General features: G+C 75.0%; 14 protein-coding genes. 7 read left to right on the forward strand and 7 right to left on the reverse strand.

The window, feature by feature from the left end:
* Positions 1-140: 140 nt before the first annotated feature.
* From ACIBR0_RS22980 to eccB, 6 genes are all read right to left on the reverse strand, one after another.
* A complete protein-coding gene (locus ACIBR0_RS22980) occupies positions 141-464 on the reverse strand; it encodes a DUF1232 domain-containing protein (RefSeq protein WP_396718857.1) in 324 nt (107 codons plus the stop codon).
* A gap of 65 nt (positions 465-529) precedes the next feature.
* Entirely contained in the window at positions 530-1354 is an 825-nt protein-coding gene (locus ACIBR0_RS22985; protein ID WP_396718859.1) for a hypothetical protein, read from the reverse strand.
* Between the two features lie 133 nt (positions 1355-1487).
* On the reverse strand, positions 1488-1880 hold the full coding sequence (locus ACIBR0_RS22990) for a hypothetical protein (RefSeq protein ID WP_396718860.1): 393 nt from the start codon (positions 1878-1880) through the stop codon (positions 1488-1490).
* 119 nt (positions 1881-1999) lie between these two features.
* On the reverse strand, positions 2000-3415 hold the full coding sequence (locus ACIBR0_RS22995; protein ID WP_396718862.1) for a hypothetical protein: 1416 nt from the start codon (positions 3413-3415) through the stop codon (positions 2000-2002).
* The gene (locus ACIBR0_RS23000; RefSeq protein ID WP_357039971.1) at positions 3408-3776 is read right to left on the reverse strand and encodes a hypothetical protein; all 369 of its coding nucleotides are present in this window, start codon (positions 3774-3776) and stop codon (positions 3408-3410) included. The genes ACIBR0_RS22995 and ACIBR0_RS23000 overlap by 8 nt, the downstream gene beginning before the upstream one ends.
* A 105-nt stretch (positions 3777-3881) precedes the next feature.
* Positions 3882-5372 (reverse strand): type VII secretion protein EccB, encoded by a 1491-nt coding sequence (eccB, locus tag ACIBR0_RS23005; RefSeq protein WP_396718865.1) that lies wholly within the window; start codon positions 5370-5372, stop codon positions 3882-3884.
* Positions 5373-5524: 152 nt separating this feature from the next.
* On the opposite strand from eccB, the gene ACIBR0_RS23010 reads away from it, so the two are divergent.
* Positions 5525-6718 carry a type VII secretion protein EccE gene (locus tag ACIBR0_RS23010; RefSeq protein ID WP_396718867.1) on the forward strand — a complete coding sequence of 398 codons (1194 nt, stop codon included), beginning with the start codon at positions 5525-5527 and terminating at the stop codon, positions 6716-6718.
* A gap of 11 nt (positions 6719-6729) precedes the next feature.
* On the opposite strand, the gene eccD is transcribed toward ACIBR0_RS23010, so the two are convergent.
* Complete coding sequence (eccD, locus tag ACIBR0_RS23015; RefSeq protein WP_396718869.1) at positions 6730-8127, reverse strand: type VII secretion integral membrane protein EccD; 1398 nt, start codon at positions 8125-8127, stop codon at positions 6730-6732.
* 164 nt (positions 8128-8291) lie between these two features.
* Here eccD and eccCa point away from each other — a divergent pair, with 164 nt between their 5' ends.
* The 6 genes from eccCa (at position 8292) to ACIBR0_RS23045 (ending at position 16705) form a co-directional block, all read left to right on the forward strand.
* Positions 8292-12254, forward strand: coding sequence for a type VII secretion protein EccCa (gene eccCa / locus ACIBR0_RS23020; protein ID WP_396718871.1), 3963 nt, complete (start codon positions 8292-8294; stop codon positions 12252-12254).
* Positions 12255-12435: 181 nt separating this feature from the next.
* Positions 12436-12744: a WXG100 family type VII secretion target gene (locus ACIBR0_RS23025; RefSeq protein ID WP_357039296.1), complete on the forward strand. Its 309-nt coding sequence runs from the start codon at positions 12436-12438 to the stop codon at positions 12742-12744.
* Positions 12745-12772: 28 nt separating this feature from the next.
* Positions 12773-13051 (forward strand): WXG100 family type VII secretion target, encoded by a 279-nt coding sequence (locus tag ACIBR0_RS23030; RefSeq protein WP_357039293.1) that lies wholly within the window; start codon positions 12773-12775, stop codon positions 13049-13051.
* 109 nt (positions 13052-13160) lie between these two features.
* On the forward strand, positions 13161-14603 hold the full coding sequence (gene mycP, locus ACIBR0_RS23035) for a type VII secretion-associated serine protease mycosin (RefSeq protein ID WP_396718873.1): 1443 nt from the start codon (positions 13161-13163) through the stop codon (positions 14601-14603).
* A gap of 54 nt (positions 14604-14657) precedes the next feature.
* Complete coding sequence (locus ACIBR0_RS23040) at positions 14658-15239, forward strand: hypothetical protein (RefSeq protein WP_396718875.1); 582 nt, start codon at positions 14658-14660, stop codon at positions 15237-15239.
* Positions 15236-16705 carry a WXG100 family type VII secretion target gene (locus tag ACIBR0_RS23045; protein ID WP_396718877.1) on the forward strand — a complete coding sequence of 490 codons (1470 nt, stop codon included), beginning with the start codon at positions 15236-15238 and terminating at the stop codon, positions 16703-16705. Before ACIBR0_RS23040 ends, ACIBR0_RS23045 begins: the two co-directional genes overlap by 4 nt.
* Positions 16706-16709: the final 4 nt, after the last annotated feature.

Below are 16709 nucleotides of genomic sequence, written 5' to 3' on the forward strand. Positions count from 1 at the left end.
GCAGGCCGCCGACCTCGTCGCCGAGCACTGGAACAGCTGACCACCACAGACCTTCCTCCAAGGGGGAAACAAGCCGCTGGCCGGCACCCGAACACGGGTGTCGGCCAGCGGCCTTTCGCGCTTCCGTGCCGAAGGGCTGGTCAGCGGGTGGGGCGGTGGGAAGTCGGGGTGGTGGGGGTGCGAGGCACCTCGGCGGCGGCGGTGGCGCGGCGTCGTCGGACCAGCCGGCCCAGGACGACCAGCGCCACGGCCAGCACGCCCATGTCGTCGAGGTAGATCGGGTCGGGAAGCAGGTCGACCGGGAGCACGGTGTAGACCAGCGCGCCGTAGAAGGCGACCTTGCCGCTCACCCCCAGCGTGCCGAGCAGCCGGCGGGTGCGGATCACCCGGATCGCCAACAGCACCGCACCGACCAGCGTCGCGACCGCCACGACGCCGACGAGGATCCACGCCTCCCGGGACACACCGTCACGCTAGCCCAGTGCCGCCCGGTTCGCCCGCTTCGCCACCCGTACGGGGACGGTGGAGGTCAGTAGGCGGGAACGGCGGCCCGGCCGCGGGCCGTGGTGGCGCGCTCGCGGGCCGGTACGGCCGGCATCTCCCGGGTCTGCTCGGGCGTCGGGGCGGCCGGGCCGAGCAGGGTCAGCACCGAGGGCGCCTCCTCCTCCGGCCGGCGTTCGGTGGCCGCGTACGCCTCCTGGCGCAGGCTGCGGGCGGCCTCGGCGGCGCGCTCGGCGGCCCGCCACGTCTCCTGCTCGCGCTCCCGGGCGGCCTGCTGTCGCGCGAAGAGGTGGTCGCGGACGGCCCGGCGGAGCACGAGTTCCTGCTCGACCGGGTGCAGACGCGGGTCCCACCCGGCCCGGTGGGCGAAGATGTCGGTCAACTGCTCCACCGACAGCTCCCGCCGCCAGTACGCGGTCAGCGCGGTCCGGTGCAGGTAACGCTCCCGGTCGACGTACTCGGCGGGGGTGCGGGTGGTGCGCGGCAGAGGCATCGCGGCGGCGGCGTCCAGCCGCCGGACGTGCGCCTCGGCGGCCTCGTACGCCGTCCAGGCCGCCTCGACCTCGTCCTGCGCGGCCAGCCACTCCGTGCGAAGCCGCTGCGCCGTCGTGGCGGCGCGGTCGGCGGCCACCGCGACCTCCTCGACGTACCGGGTCAGCTCCCGCTTCTCCTGAACCCGTTCCAGCTCGCTGGGCATGGCGGCCCGGCGGATCCGGGTGCCGGCGTCGAAGCGGAACCGCCCCGGCCGCACCAGCAAGGCGGCGACGGCGACGGCGACGACGGCGAGCAGGCTGAGCCAGATCGCGGCGGCCCGGGGCACGTCGGGAAGGACGGAGTAGAGGGCGGTCTGCATCTTCAACACCTCGCGGTCGAATGACGGGATATCGACTGTGGTGGGATCCGTCCGCACCGCACGGGAGCGGTGGCAGCCGTCCGGAGGGACACTCCGGGCGGGGGCCGCGTGCGCGGGGCCGGTGGCGGACGGGTCAGGCGCGGGGTGGGCCGCGCCGGGTGAGGGCATCCCGACCCGGCTCGTCGGCCGGTGCGTCCGTGACGGTGGCGACAGCCCGGAGGTCGCCGGCCGTCGGCACGGACGGCCCTGCGGCGGGCGGTGCGGTCACGTACCCGGCCGGGACGGCGCCCATCGGCTCGACCCGGGCGGCGGCGACCGACGGGACCGCGGCGACGTGGACGGCCGGCGCGACGTGGACGACCGAGGCGACGTGGACGACCGGGGCCGGCGGCGGGGCCGCGACGGTGGCGGTCGTGCCGCCCAGGCCGACGGCGAGCGCCACCGCGGTCACCGCGAGGCGGGTCAGGTCGCGCAGCGACCGCAGCGTGATCCCCCACAACGGGTGGGAGGACGCTACGGACGGCACCGGACCAACCTATCGCCGGATCTTCACCGGCGCACTCGGTGCGGTGGTGACCGGTGCCACTGGGTTGCCTGTGGACAGTCGCCTCCCGAAGGGGATTCGACGGTCGTCGTGCCGAGGTGTCAGCCGCCGAGCACCGGAGGCGCGGCCTGCTCGCCGTCCCGCCACACGATGTCGTCCTCGGTGAGCCAGGTCAGGCGGCCGTCGGCCGGGTCCTCGTCCGAGGTGCCCCGCCCGGCGCCGAGGACGCCGAGCCGGTTGCCCTGGCCGACCCCCGTGACGCCGCCACGGTTGCCTCCGGGGCCGGTCGCCGCGCGACTCGCGTCCGTACGCCCCGCGCCCGCGGCCGGGCGGTCCCCGGCGGCGGCGACCCGGCTGCCGGTCGCGGCCTGGCGCGTCGCCGCCCCGTCCCGGGCCGTGCCGTCCGGACGGCGGCCGTCGAGCCCGCGCCCGACCCCGGTGGCCGACCGGTTGTCCACCGGGGGCGTACCGGTCGCCGGCCGGGACGCCGGGGCCGGCGTACCGCCCGGCGAGGCGGCCAGGGATCCGGTGCGCAGCACACCGCCGGCCGGCGTGCCGCCGGGTGCGCCGAAGGACAGGCCCGGGCCGGTGGCTCCGGACGTGGTGGTGCCGCCCGCCGGCCGGCCCAGCCCGGCCACACCGGCCACCGCGCCGCCGAGCAGCGCGCCGCCGAGCAGCGGGTCCGCCCCGGCGAGCGACGTGCCCGTGGTGCCGGCGGTGACCGGCGCGGCCCCGAGAACACCCGTGCCCGCCGTGCCGGTGCCGGCCGTACCCGGGACATCCGCCCCGGAACCCGCACCCGCCCCGGAACCCACGCCCGGCCCGGAGGCGGGCCGGTCCGGTGCGGCCACCGTGGCGCCACCCGTCCGCGCGATGCCACCGCCGCCCACCGGGGCGGCCGTCGGCGAGTCCACACCCGGACCGCCACGCGGCGTCGACGAGGGCGAGCCCACCCCGCCCGGCGTCTCCGGGTCCGGCGGCGGCGGGGGAACCAGGTGGTCGTACGCGGAGAAGTCGTAGCCGGCGGCCAGGTCGGCGACGACCTTGACCATCCGCTGGTGCGCCTTCTCGCGCTCCGCCTCGTCCTGCTGGTGCCCGAGCACCGCGCCGACCACGGCGCCCGGAACACCGAAGACCGCGCCCTTCGCGGCGCCGGACAGCGCCCGGTCGTGGTCGTCGGTCTCAGCCGGGCTCTCCGCCTGCCCGCGGGCGGTGCGCAGATCCTCGGCCATCATCGTCAGACCCCGGCCGACGTAGGCCATGCCGGTGCCGAGCGAGTCGGCGTAGGTCACGATGTGGGACAGCCGGGACTGGAACTCCTGCCCCGCCGTGCCGGTCCACGTGTTGGCGAGCTTGCCGAGGTCGGCGTCGAGTTGGTGGCCGAGGTCGTCGACGATGCCCTTGAGTGCCGTCCACTGCGCCGCCACGCCGTCGATCTGGCCCGGCTCACCGGCCATCACGCCGTCGTAGAGCGCCTGGTGGCTGACGCCCTGGTACTTGTGCGTGTAGTCAGACACGAGGGTCCTCCTCGCGGGCCATCGCCTCGTCCACCCCGCGCAGAGCGGCGGCGATGTCGGCGGAGTTGGCCGCGTTCCGCGCCTCGGTGGTGCGGTAGCTGGCCAGGATGGTGGCGGTGGCGGTCTGCGCCGCCTGCACGGCGGTGCGCAGCCGGTCGACGCGGTCGACGTAGACCTGGTGGATCTGGGAGTACCGGCGGGCGTTGTCGGTGGCGTCGGCGAACGATCCGAGGGCCGGGGGCCGGCACTGCATCTCGGTGTTGAGCTTCCGCAGGGCCCGCTCCGCCTCGGCCAGCCGATGGGTCAGGGTCCGGTGGAAGTCCTCAAGGGACATCAGGTCCACTGTCGTGCGCCCGGTCATGGAAGCATCCCCGTACGTCGTTCCTACAACGGTTGGCGAGGCACAGGTTAGTCGACCGCCGCTACCCTCGGCGACCCTCCGTCGGTGGCGTGGGACGGTGGGTGCTCACCCTCCGTCCCCGGTGGACGTCGATGCGCCCGGCGAAGGCGTGGCCGTCGGGGCGGCGGTGGTGGTCTCTGACGGTGCCGGGCCGCCCGGCTCGAAGTGTGCCAGCGCCTCGTCGCGGCCCAGGGTGGGCCCGGTCGGGACGAGCGCCAGCAACGACGCCGGTACGGCCAGCGGGGTGACCCCCTCGTAGCCGAGTGCGGTCAGCGCCCCGGGGCCGAGCGGATGCCGGATCCCGTCCGCGCCGATCAGGTACACCGTCGTGCCGGGCGCGGCCACGCCGCTGCCACCGGCTCCCGGCGCGGCCTGGGCGAGCACACCCTTGCCGCCGGGCAGCAGCACCGCCTCGACCGTACGGACGCCGTCCCGGGCGGACTGGCGGACCGACACCGGGCCGGACGCGTCGGAGGTCAGCTCGGCCGGGGCCCGGTCGAAGACCTCCAGCGTGGTGGTGGGCGGCCCACCGTCGGCACCGGCCCGGTAGGTCGCGCAGAGCGCCGTCGCACCCGGGTCCACCGGGTGCAGGGCGGGCAGGGCCTGCGGCAGGCCGGGCTCCTCGACCCGCTCGTCGGCCAGGACCTGACCCGCCTGCTCCGGCGTGATGTCGCCGACCGTACCGCCGTCCCGCAGCAGGAGCAGCGCGCTGACCTCGCCGACGGACACGAGCCCGTCGCGGGTGAGCACGTAGTGCTGGCCGGCGGCCCGGAACACCTGGCCGATCCGGGCCTCGCCGGCACCGACGCGGACCTCGCTGGGCTCGCCGTCGTCCGGGACGCGGGGTTCCCGCAGCGCCGGACCGGCCGGCACCGCGTTGAGCAGTTGCTGGCCGAGACCGAGCACGGGCGCCCCGGCCATCTTCAGCGCGGCGAGCGTGGCGTCGCCGCCCACCACCCGCAGTCGGGAGTCGCCGGTGAGCAGGTGCCGCTCGCCGTCGACCTGCACCAGCACCGCGCGGTCGCCGAGCGGCCGGCCGCCGGGGAGGGGTCGGTCGATCACCACGCGGGTGCGGGAGCGGCGGGGATCGGCCGGGTCCGGGACGTCGCAGACCGACCACGGGAGCCCGGTGAGGGACTTCCGGTCCGGCAGCGCGTCCGGTGCGCCGACGATGCCGACCGTCCGGCCGCGCGGCCGGTCCCGGATCGACGCCTGGGACACCGTCCGGACCTCCGGGTCCGCGACGTTCAGGATCAGCCGGGCGGAGGCGTAGTTGACCGTCGGGTGCAGCCGCCCCTCGACGAACACGTACGTCGCCCCGGTCTCCCTCTCGATGACGAGGGTGTTCTCCTCCAGCGGGGCGGTGTTGCCGGTGAACTGCCCGTACGCGCCGACGACGCCGAGCACCACCGCCGCGGCGATCGCGCTGCCGAACACCGCCATGCCGAGTCGCCGCATCGGCAGGTTGCTGGTCTCGGGGTCGCCCGAGAGCAGCGCCGAGACGATCCGGCGGGTGACGAAGCGGTACGCCTGCACCTGGTCGCGGCGGGTCCGCATGACTTACCTCCGGCGGGGGTGGGTGCGCGGCGAGCAGGTCGTACCGGCGCCGCGGGCTTCCCTACGATAAGGGGCCGGTGACGGGCCGGCGGGACCGCCGCCCGCGGCCGGCCGCCACCCGGCGGCTCAACCGTCCAGAAGGGACAGCACCGATGACGCAGGTTCAGGCGCCGCCCGGTCGTCCGACGGCGCAGTCGCCGGGTCGTCCGGCACCGCAGCCGCCCCTTGGCAAGGAGCGGCCGGCCGTCTCGGCGGACCCGGCCGGCCGGCGGGGACGGCTCGGCCCGCTGGTGGTGGGGCAGCTGGTCGTACTGGAGCTGTGCGTCCTGGCCGTCTGGGCGGCCACCGCCGGCCCGGTCTGGCTGTTGGGCGCCGTCGCCACGGCCGCCGTACTGGTGGCGGTCGCGGTGTTCGCCCGGCGGGGCGGGCGCTGGTGGTACGAGGACCTGCTGCTGCGCCGGAGTTTGCGCCGCCGACGGGACCGGGCGAAGCGGGGCGTGGCGGCCGGGACGGTCGCCGACCCGCGACTCGCGCCGCTGGCCCCCGAGCTGACGGTGACCGAGCTGACCGACCGGGGCACCCGGCTCGGCATCGGGCAGGACGCCCGCGGCTGGTTCGCGGCGGTGGCCCTGCACGGGGCCACCGGCGCAGCGGCCGGACCGGTGGAGGCCGCCCTGGTCGACCGGGCCCTGCGGGTGCTGGCGGAGTTCAACGGGCCGGTCACCCGCTGCCAGGTGGTGTCGCACACGCTGGTCTGGTTCCCGGCCCCGGGCGCGCCGCCGGCCGCCCACCGGACGGTCTGGATCGCCCTGCGGCTGTCGGTGCGCGACGCCCGGGTCGAGGCGGTCGCCCGGGGCGGTGGCCTGCCGGGCGTGCACCGCACCCTGTCGGCCGGCATCGGCCGACTCGGCAAGGCGCTGACCGCCGCCGGCCTGGCACACCGGCCGCTCGGCCGCGACGAGTTGCGGGCGGCCGTGCTGTCCGCCACCGGCCTGGACCTGGTCGCCATGCCCCCCGCCGAGACGTGGACCGGCCTGCGCGGCGGCGGTTGGACCCACCGCTGCCTGGCCCTGCGGGCCAAGCCCGGCACGGCGTTCGGTGCCCTCGTCGACGCGGTCACCGCGACCGCCGCACCGTCGCACACGCTCGCCGCCGTGGTGCTCCCCGGCGGCCGGGGCGTCGCGCCGCTGCTGCGGGTCGGCGCGACGGACAACCACGTGGAGGCGCTGGTCAAGGTGGTACGCGACGTCGCCCGCCGGTGCGGCGCGCCGGCCCGCCCGGTGGACGGCGAGCACGCACCGGGCGTCTACGCCACCGCACCGGTCGGCACCACCCTGGGCGGCTGACGCCGACGGGGTCAGGGGCGGAGGTTGACGATCCAGTCGTAGAGGCCGACCACCCACACGGCCAGCGGGACCAGCGCGATGATCAGCAGGATCTCCACGATGTCCAGCAACCGGCCCCACACCGGGGAGATCCGCTTGCCCGCCACGGTCAGCCCGTAGACCAGGCTGACCACGGCCACCAGCAGCAGACCACCGACGATGGCGCCGAGGCGGACGACCGTCGAGCCGCCGGCGAACGTGGCGGCGGCGGTGAGACCGAGCCCGGCGGTGCCGGTGAACAGCACCGGGGTGCGCTGGGCCCGGCCGAGGAACGGACGGGCCCGCAGCAGCGCCAGCAGCGCCAGCACGAGGCACAGCAGCACCGCCGCGAGCCGCCCGTCGAGCGCGAGCACCACCTGGGCGCCGAACACCAGCAGCGACACCGTCCACAACAGACCGGTGAGGAACTCGTCGGCGCGCTCGCTGAGCTGGAGCACCCGTCGGCCGTCCACCGACTCGGTGTCCGTCTTCAGGTCGTCCGGGCCGGTGGGGATGGACGGCACGGGCAGCCGGGCCAGCCGGTAGGCGGCCATCGGCAGGGCCGGCACGGCACCGAAGGCCCCCGCCGCCACCACCGCCGCGGCGGCCGGGGCGTCGATCCCGAACGCGATGGACAGCAGGGCGCCGAAGCCGGTCGCGCCACCCACCGCCACCGCGCAGAAGAACAGCGGCAGGCGGTCGCCGACGGCCAGGGCCGACACCGCCCCGGCGACCACCACCGCCGTGGCGGCCAGCAGCAGGTGCGGGGCGGCCAACCCGGTCAGCTCCCGGTCGCCGGCGAGCAGCAGCAGGCCACCGACCCCCGCGTAGGCCAGACCCGCCAGACCCAGCACGGAGCCGGTGGCGCTGTCACCGGCGGCCCGGGACAGCACCGCCGCGCCGACCACCAGCGCGACCGCGATGAGCAGGGCGGCCAGCGCGGCGGGCAGCTGCGGCGGCCCGGCGAACAGCGCGGCCAGCGCGCCGGCACCCAACGCCACCGCGGCGAGGAGGACCGCGAAGGAGCGGGTGGTGGCGACCTGCCAGGCGCCCGGACGCTGGTTGGTGGCGGTCGCCACGGCGTCGACCACGTCGTCGAAGACGATCTCCGGTGCCGTCGCGGCCCGGGGCTGGAAGTGGAGCACCTCGCCGTCGCGGACGCCGAGCTGCGCGGCGGTGAGACCACCGTCCAGGGGCGCGCCACCGAGCCGGGCCAGGCTCCACCCGCCGTGCCGGACGCCGTCGTCGGCCAGGTCCTCCCCGGCGTAGCGCAGCAGCGCGGGCAGCAGGTCCGCGAGCGGTACGTCGGACGGCAGCGCAAGATCCATCCGGGTACGCGGGGCCACGATGGTGATCCGGCTCAGCCCACCGGTCGCCGTCTTCGTCGCCACAGTGGCCTCCTCGCCTCTACCCGATCGCCCCGGTCGGTGGACGCCCGGTCGGACCCTGACGCCCACGGGAGATTACCTACGATGGCGAGCACGTACGATGCCCACCCGACGACAGCGGTCGCCGGCAAAACTCCATCACGGCCGCCTAACGGGGAGGAGAAGCCGTGAGCACGGTGGTGTTCCGCCGCCCTCCACGCCAGTCGGGGCCTGCGTTGCCCCGAGGTGAGCTGCTGCTGGAGTCGCCGCCCGAGCTGCCCGAGCCGACGCCGCGCGGCATGGGGCAGCTGCTGATGATCCTGCCGATGGTGTGCGGGGTCGGCGCGATGGCGTTCCTCTACGCCGGCCGGGGCGGCGGCATGATGACGTACGTCGCCGGTGGCCTGTTCGGTGTCTCGATGCTCGGGATGGCGGTCGGCACGCTCTTCAACGGCAACAACGACAAAGCGGAACTGAACGCCGACCGCCGGGACTACATGCGGTACCTGGCGCAGATGCGCAAGCGCACCCGGCGCGCGGCGGAGCAGCAGCGCGCGGCGATGGCCTGGCGGCACCCCGAGCCGGACGCGCTGTGGTCGATCGCCGCGTCCCGTCGGCTGTGGGAGCGCCGGGTCACCGAGGACGACTTCGGCGAGACCCGGATCGCCACCGGCCCGCAGCGCCTCGCCGTCGAGATCGTCCCCCCGGAGACGAAGCCGGTCGAGGACCTGGAGCCGATGAGCGCCATCGCGCTGCGGCGCTTCGTCCGTGCCCACTCGACCGTGCCGGAACTGCCGACCGCCCTGTCGGTGCGGGCGTTCAGCCGGGTGGTGCTGCGCGGCGACCGGGAGCCCGTGCTCGACCTGGTCCGGGCCGCGCTCGGCCAGCTCGCCACCTTCCACGCCCCGGACGACCTGGTGGTCGCCGTGGTCGCCGCGCCGGACCGGCAGGCGGCCTGGGAATGGGTCAAGTGGCTGCCGCACGCGCACCACCCCGGCCGTGCCGACGCGGCGGGTCCCCGGCGGCTGGTCTTCGCGAGCCTCACCGAGGCCGAGGACGCGCTCGCCGGTGAACTGGCCGGGCGGCCCCGCTTCACTCCCGAGGCGAAGCCGCTGACCACCGCCGCGCACCTGGTCGTCGTCGTCGACGGCGGTGAGGTGGCGGCCACCTGCCAGCTGATGGGCCAGGGCCTGCTCGGCGCCACCGTCGTCGACCTTTCCGGCACCGTGCCCCGCGACGCCGGCCGTTGGCTGCTCTGCCTCGACGTGGGCGACGGCACCTCGCTCGACCTGGTCCGGGGCACCTCGTCGTCCACACTGGGCACCCCGGACCGGCTCAGCGAGGCCGCAGCCGTTGGGCTGGCCCGGCAGCTCGCGCCGTTCCGCCTCTCCCAGCAGCAGGCCACCGCCGAGGAGCCGTTGGGCCGCAGCACCGAGCTGCCCGACCTGCTCGGTGTCGGCGACGCCGCCACGGTCGACGTACGCCAGACCTGGCGGCCCCGCAGCCACCGCGACCGGCTGCGCATCCCGCTCGGCGTGGGGCCGGACGGCAACGTGGTTGAGCTGGACTTCAAGGAGTCCGCGCACGAGGGCATGGGCCCGCACGGCCTGGTGATCGGCGCGACCGGTTCCGGCAAGAGCGAGCTGCTGCGGACCATCGTCGGCGCGCTGGCGGTCACGCACTCCTCGGAGGAGCTCAACTTCGTCCTGGTCGACTTCAAGGGCGGTGCCACGTTCGCCTCGCTGGAGGCGTTGCCGCACACCAGCGCGGTGATCACCAACCTCGCCGACGAGCTGCCGCTGGTGGACCGCATGCGCGACGCGCTCGCCGGTGAGATGACCCGCCGGCAGGAGGTCCTGCGGGCCGCCGGCAACTACGTCTCCCGGTTCGACTACGAGAAGGCCCGGGCCGCCGGCGAGCAGCTGGAGCCGATGCCCAGCCTGCTCATCATCTGCGACGAGTTCAGCGAGCTGCTGGCCGCCAAGCCCGACTTCATCGACCTGTTCGTCATGATCGGCCGGCTCGGCCGCTCGCTCGGGGTGCACCTCCTGCTGGCCAGCCAGCGCCTGGAGGAGGGGAAGCTGCGCGGCCTGGACACGCACCTGTCGTACCGGATCGGCCTGCGGACCTTCTCCGCCGTCGAGAGCCGGATCGTCCTCGGCGTGCCCGACGCGTACGAGCTGCCGAACGCGCCGGGCCACGGGTACCTGAAGACCGACACGAGCACCATGCTGCGGTTCCGCGCCGCCTACGTGTCCGGGCCGTACCGGGCGCCGGGGCAGGTCGCCGCGACCTCCCAGGCGGCTGTGCAGCGCCGGATCGTGCCGTACGGCGTGAACGTCGTCCCGGTGCAGGACCCGCAGCTGCCGGTGACCGCGGTGCCGGAGCCGGCACCGGCGGCCGAGGGCCGGACCGTGGCGATGCTGGACGTGCTGATCGACCGGCTCAAGGGGCAGGGACGGCCGGCGCACCAGGTGTGGCTGCCACCGCTGTCCGAGCCGCCGGGCCTGTCGGACCTGCTGCCCCCGCTGAGCGTGCACCCGTCGTTCGGCCTGTGCACCGCCAACTGGCCGGGCCGTGGGCAGCTCGCCGTGCCGGTGGGGGTGGTGGACCGCCCGTACGAGCAGCGCCGCGACGCGATGCTGGTGGAGCTGGGCGGCGCGGGCGGCAACGTGGTGATCGTCGGCGCGTCGCTGAGCGGCAAGAGCACGATGCTCCGCTCGTTGCTGGCCTCGCTCGCCCTCACCCACACGCCGCGCGAGGTGCAGTTCTTCTGCCTCGACTTCGGTGGTGGGGCGCTGCGCAGCCTGGACGGTCTGCCGCACACCGCCGGCGTGGCCGGTCGCCGGGACACCGAGGCGGTCCGGCGTACGGTGGCCGAGGTGGTGGCCGTCCTCGACGACCGCGAGACGCGGTTCGCCCAGCACGGCATCGACTCGGTGGCGAGCTACCGCCGCCGTCGGGCGGCCGGTGAGTTCGCCGACGACCCGTTCGGCGACGTGTTCCTGGTGGTGGACGGGTGGAACACCCTGCGCCAGGAGTACGAGGAGCTGGAGCAGACCATCACCAACCTGGCCAATCGGGGGCTGGGCTTCGGGGTGCACGTGGTGGTGACCGCCGTGCGGTGGGCGGAGATCCGGATCAACATGCGGGACCTGCTCGGCACGAAGCTGGAGCTGCGCCTGGGCGACCCGAACGAGTCGGAGATCGACCGGCGGGCCGCGGCGAACGTGCCGACCGGTTCGCCCGGTCGTGGTCTGACCCGCGACAAGCTGCACTTCCTCACCGCGATCTCGCGGATCGACGGCCGGCGGGACATCGAGGACCTGACCGAGGCGTCGGTCGCCCTGGCGAAGCATGTCGCGACCGCCTGGCCCGGCCGGCCGGCCCCGAAGGTACGCCTGCTGCCCCGTCGGCTGCCCGTCCCCGAGCTGGCCCGGATCATCGACCGCTCGGCGCCGGGTGTGCCGATCGGCGTCAACGAGGCGGCCCTCGCCCCGGTCTACCTCGACCTGGCCAACGAGCCGCACCTGACCGTCTTCGGCGACGCCGAGTGCGGCAAGACCAACGTGCTGCGGCTGATCGCGCGGGGGATCACCGAGCGGTACACGCCGGCGCAGGCGCGGCTGGTCATCGCCGACTACCGGCGTGGCCTGCTCGGCGTGGTGGAGGGGGACCACCTGCTCGACTACGCGCCGTCCAACCAGGTCTTCGCGCAGGGGCTCGCCTCGATCCGCAGCGCGCTGTCCAACCGGTTGCCCGGCCCGGACGTCACCACCGCCCAGTTGCGCGACCGCAGCTGGTGGAAGGGACCGGACCTGTACATCCTGGTCGACGACTACGACCTGGTCGCCTCCGGTGGGTCCAACCCGCTCAGCGCGCTGCTGGAGCTGTTGCCGCAGGCCCGCGACATCGGTCTGCACCTGATCGTGACGCGTCGGGTCGGGGGTGTGGCCCGGGCGCTCTACGAGCCGGTGCTGCAACGCCTTCGTGAGCTGGACTCGCCCGGTCTGCTGATGTCCGGCAACCGGGAGGAGGGTGCTGTCTTCGGCACTCTGCGGCCGAGCCCGCAGCCGCCCGGCCGGGGGACCCTGGTGCGTCGCCGCGACGGGCAGCAGCTCATCCAGACCGCCTGGTCCGAGCCGTCCTGAGCCGACCGTCAGCAGCGTCCGCCGAGGCGCGAATGTCACATCCCCGCGCTCCGGCGGGGCTGCGAGGCTTTGCCGGCGTCCGCTACGGTCTTCCGTGGAGTGTCCGTCGATGGGGTTGTGTGCCCGCGGCGGGGGAGGGCGCGGCGGATCCGCCGCCACAACAGGACGGAAGGGTGTGAGCATGGCGTTCGAGGTCGAAGCAGCGACTCTGCATACCGCCGCGAGTGACGTGCGGTCCACGCGCAGCGAGGTCGACGGTGAGCTGAAGAAGCTGTGGAACGTGGTCGACGACCTGGCCATCGCCTGGCAGGGGCAGGCGTCCACGGGCTTCCAGACGCTCATGCAGCGCTGGAGCGAAGACACGACCAAGCTGCTGACGGCGATGGACAGCATCGCCGACCTGCTCGACAAGTCGGGGACCACGCACCAGGTCAACGACGAGGAGCAGCAGCAGATGCTGGACAAGTTCCACTCTGCACTCAACCCGTGATCCGCCGACACCCGCAGGGGAGGAACTCATGAGCATCAAGGTCGACTACGCCGTTCTCGAGAGCAGCAACCAGCAGATGCAGGCCATCTCGCGGACCATCGACGAGAAGCTGGACACGCTGCGCTCCATGCTCTCGAAGCTGCAGTGGGACGGGCAGGACCGTGCCGCGTACGAGCAGCACCAGGCGCAGTGGGACGCCGCCGTCCGGGACATCAACAAGATCCTGAACGAGATCGGTGGCGCGGTGGGCATCGCCCGCGAGAACTACGTCAACACCGAGATGAGCAACGCCAAGGTGTGGAGCTGACAGAATCGCTCCGGCGGCTCCGGCCCGGCTCGGCCGGGCCGGAGCCGCACCGTGTGACGAGTGTCGAGGTCCGGGGAGTGCGATGACCGAGTGCGGGCAAAGCCGTCCGATGTGGAGGCGAGCCGTCGCGGCACTCGCGGTCGGGGTTCTGTCGGGTTCGGTGTTCGTCGCTCCCGCACCGGCCACGGCCGCCGACACCGTACGCGGCCTCCAGTGGCACCTGGACGCGCTGAAGATCCCCCAGGCACACAAGATCTCCCGCGGTCGCGGCGTGACGGTGGCCGTGATCGATGGCGGGGTCCACGCCACTCACCCGGACCTGCGCGGCCAGGTGCTGTCCGGCTTCGGCACCGGCCCCGACGCGTCCCGGGACGGCCGCACCGACATGGACCGGGAGTCGGCGCACGGCACCGGCATGGCCGGCATCATCGCGGCGCGTGGCGGTGGCGACATGCGCAGCCTCGGCATCGCCCCGGAGGCCAAGATCCTGCCGATCAGTCTCGGCCCGAAGCAGGACGACGACGAGGTGGCGCCCGCCATCCGGTGGGCCGTCGATCACGGCGCCACGGTCATCAACATGTCTTTCGGCCGAACCGGTCCCGAGGTGCCGGCCGTCGAGGAGGCGGTCCGCTACGCCCAGAGCAGGGACGTGGTCGTGGTGGCGTCCGTGGGCAACATCTCGACCACCGGGCGCGACGTCATCACGCCGGCCCGGCTGCCCGGGGTCGTCGCGGTCGGGGCCACCGACAAGCGCGGCGCTCTGTGGGCCGAGTCGGCGACGGGGCCGGAGGTGGTGGTGGCGGCCCCCGGCGCGCGACTGATCTCGCCGGCCTCCCCCACCGCCTCACCGAACGGCTACCTCGTCGGGGACGGGACCAGCCCCGCGGCGGCCGTGGTCTCCGGTGTGGTGGCGCTGATCCGGGCCCGCTATCCCGACGCCGACGCGGCGAACGTCGTCAACCGCCTGATCCGGACCGCCCGCGACGAGGGAGCGTCCGGTCGGGACCCCGAGTTCGGGTTCGGGTCCGTGGACGTGCTGGCGGCGTTGACCGCCCGGGTGGACCCGGTCGAGGCCAACCCGCTCGTCTCCGGGACCCGGTCCGCCGCGCCGTCCGCCGTGCCGCGGGCGGACGACGAGCGCGACGACGGCCCGGCTGTCGCGTTCAAGGTCAAGAACGAGGCCGGCCTGATCGTGGTCGGTGGGCTCTGCCTGGTGGCGGTGCTCGTCGGGGTGGTCCTCCTGGTGGTGGCCCTGCGCCGGTCACGTCGCCGCCGCGCGCCGGGTGGGCCGTTTCCCCCGCCCGGCGCCCACGGCCCGTACCCGCCAGCCGGCCCTCCACCGGGGTATCCGGCTCCACCGCCTCCGGGCTGGCCCGCGCCGACGCCACCTGCGGGTCCGCCGCACGCGGTGCCCAGCCCGCCCGGGCCCGGAGCGCCGACGGCCCACCCGTACCCGTACCAGCCGCATCCGTACCAGCCACGCCCGTTGGGCCAGCCGTCGCTGCACCCGCCCGCCGGTCCGGCGGGTCCGCCGGCCAACCCGCCCGCGTGACCCGACGCGACCCGCAGTGACCGACATCGGCCCAGCGCCACGGGGAGGACAGGAATGAGCGAGGACACGACCGGCCCCGACCGGATCGAGAAGTCGGTGCCGATCCCGGTGGTCGTCCCACCGGTGGCCGGCCCGACCGGCGCCTTTCCGACCGTGCTGGACAGCCCGTTCCGGTACGGCGTGCGGCACGACGACGTGGGGCTGAGCCAGGCCCGCACGCCGGAGGAACTGGTCGCCGGCCCGAACGAGCGGGGCGTGACGACCGTCTGGGACGCCGCCAGCCTCGACTCGGCCATCGACTGGTTGGAGACGCACGCGAACTACCTCCGCCGGCTGTCGTACGACATGGCGTCGATCAAGGAGCGCCTCGGCGGTGACAATCCGACGACGAGCGCACTGGGCGGCTTCCCGTACGCGCAGCAGCTCACCCGCACCCACTCGATGCTGCACGGCAAGACGGAGCAGGGGCTCAAGCGGCTGTCGGACAACCTCTACGCCGCGGCCCGGGCGCTGGAGACGGTGAAGCGCAACTACGAGACCGCCGAGCAGGCCAACGCCATGTCGGCCGACGAGATGCGGCAGGCGCTCAGCAACGCGGCCCGCGGTGGCGGCGCGTCGGACGGGGGGCAGCGGTGAGCGGCAAGAGCTGGGAGGACATGGCCCGCGAGGTGCTCGTGCAGGGGCGCCCGGCGGACATCGGCAGTGCCGCCCTCGGGTGGCAGGAGCTGATCCGCAACGTGGGCCAGGTCAAGGAGAGCCTGGAAGAGAACGTCAAGGACCTCGGCGCGGCCTGGAAGGGCCCGGCGTACGAGGCGTTCAAGGAGAAGATCGAGGCGCTCGCCCGCGACGCCGGCACGATCGTCGACGCCGTCGAGCGGCCCGGCAGCGACCGGCGGAGCATCGTGAGCGTGCTGGAGACCGCCGCCCGCAACCTGGAGGACGCCCAGGTCGCCATGCCGGTGCCGGCGTCCTGCGTCGGTGACGTGCTGGCCGCGCGCAACGGCGAGATCACCCTCGACAACGGCCTCTTCGAGACGAGCCTCAAGGCCGACTGGATGGGCAGCTGGCCGGTCGAGCAGATCGGCACGTTCGGCGACTGGCTCTCCGAGTTCGTCTTCGACAACACCGAGAAGGCGCGCGAGGCGTACGAGACGGTCGACGGGCAGTTCCAGCAGCGCGACATGGAGACCCCGCAGGGCGGGCGGTTCGACACGGAAGGCGTGACACCGGAGATCCCGAACCTCGGTGGGGGACCGGGCGCCGGCAGTGTCGGCGGCGTGCCCGGTCTCGGCGGCGCACCGTCCACGGGCGGCATCGGTGGTGGCGTCCCCTCGGTGAGTGCCGGCGGACTGCCCGGCACCGGCTCGGGCGGTGGTGGCCTGGGCTCCGGCGTCCACCCGGACCTGACGCCCGGCGGTTTCGGCGCCGGCACCGGGACCACGCCGGGCACCGGGTCGCTCGCCGGTGTGGGGCCGGGCACCGGCGCCAGCCTGGCCGAGGACTACGGCAGCGGCCTGGCCGGTGTCGGCACCGGGACGGCTCCCGGGCTCGGGTCCGGGTTCGGCGGTGGCGGCGTACCGGGAACCACCGGGCTCGGCGGTGGCGGCCTGGGTGGCGGCAGTGGCGCCGGCCTGGCGGGTGCCGGCGGCGGGATGATCCCCGGCGGCGGCGCGCTGGGCCGCGCCGTCTCGCCGACCCTGCCTCCGATGATGGGCGGCGGCGCGGCCGGCGCCGGTCGGGGCGGCGGCGGCCGTGGTGCCGGCGGCAGGCTCGGCGCGGCGGGCAAACTCGGCGCGGGCGCCGGCATGATGCCCGCCATGGGCGGCATGGCCGGCGGTGGCGCCGCGGGCCGCGGCACCGGCCGGGCAGGTGCGGCAGGTGCCGGCACGGCCGGGGTACGCGGCGGCGGTGCCGCCGGCGCGGGCGCGCGAGGTGCCGGTGCCGCCGGCGCGGGCGCCCGGGGCGCCGGTGGTGTGGCCGGTATGGGCCCGGTCGGCGGAGCCGGCTACCGCGAGGAGGAAGCTCCCCGCAACACGTGGCTGGAGGAGGACGAGGACGTCTGGGGTGCGGACGGCGGTGCCGCGCCGGGCGTGCTCCGCTGACGAC

The sequence above is a fragment of the Micromonospora sp. NPDC049497 genome (assembly GCF_044465805.1).
Taxonomy (GTDB): Bacteria; Actinomycetota; Actinomycetes; order Mycobacteriales; family Micromonosporaceae; genus Micromonospora.

Bases quoted from the DNA above. Each gene is read 5' to 3' on its own strand.
- ACIBR0_RS22985 (WP_396718859.1), bottom strand. From the start codon at position 1,354: ATGCAGACCGCCCTCTACTCCGTCCTTCCCGACGTGCCCCGGGCCGCC.
- ACIBR0_RS23000 (WP_357039971.1), bottom strand. From the start codon at position 3,776: ATGACCGGGCGCACGACAGTGGACCTGATGTCCCTTGAGGACTTCCAC.
- eccB (WP_396718865.1), bottom strand. From the start codon at position 5,372: ATGCGGACCCGCCGCGACCAGGTGCAGGCGTACCGCTTCGTCACCCGC.
- ACIBR0_RS23010 (WP_396718867.1), top strand. From the start codon at position 5,525: ATGACGCAGGTTCAGGCGCCGCCCGGTCGTCCGACGGCGCAGTCGCCG.
- ACIBR0_RS23025 (WP_357039296.1), top strand. From the start codon at position 12,436: ATGGCGTTCGAGGTCGAAGCAGCGACTCTGCATACCGCCGCGAGTGAC.
- ACIBR0_RS23030 (WP_357039293.1), top strand. From the start codon at position 12,773: ATGAGCATCAAGGTCGACTACGCCGTTCTCGAGAGCAGCAACCAGCAG.
- mycP (WP_396718873.1), top strand. From the start codon at position 13,161: ATGTGGAGGCGAGCCGTCGCGGCACTCGCGGTCGGGGTTCTGTCGGGT.
- ACIBR0_RS23040 (WP_396718875.1), top strand. From the start codon at position 14,658: ATGAGCGAGGACACGACCGGCCCCGACCGGATCGAGAAGTCGGTGCCG.